This window comes from Extibacter sp. GGCC_0201, assembly GCF_017566055.1.
In the GTDB taxonomy this organism is placed as follows: domain Bacteria; phylum Bacillota; class Clostridia; order Lachnospirales; family Lachnospiraceae; genus Extibacter.
This window is the reverse complement of the sequence record NZ_JABFCH010000249.1, coordinates 1-212: the sequence shown is the minus strand read 5'-3', so window position 1 is coordinate 212 and position 212 is coordinate 1. Positions and strand designations below refer to the sequence as shown.

1 protein-coding gene is annotated in these 212 nt (G+C 47.2%); it reads right to left on the bottom strand.

Annotated elements, in window-relative coordinates:
• A partial coding sequence (locus tag HJV72_RS20450) for a PAS domain-containing protein (RefSeq protein WP_334299345.1) occupies positions 1–166 on the bottom strand: 166 nt, incomplete at its 3' end.
• Positions 167–212: the final 46 nt, after the last annotated feature.

Below are 212 nucleotides of genomic sequence, written 5' to 3'. Positions count from 1 at the left end.
CTCCAAGCATTCCTTCCTTCCAATCACCCATTCCTTCCTCTATGCTGTCATACCCCATCAGCGATACTACGGCTCTGTTCAGAGAAATCAGCCTGTAGCTTCCGTTGCTGCTCTTTATAAAACGTATAATTCCGCAGGGCACAGTATCGTATATACTTGTCAGCAATTCCGTTTGCTCTCTATGACGCTGTGCATCCTCCTCGGAACGTGTA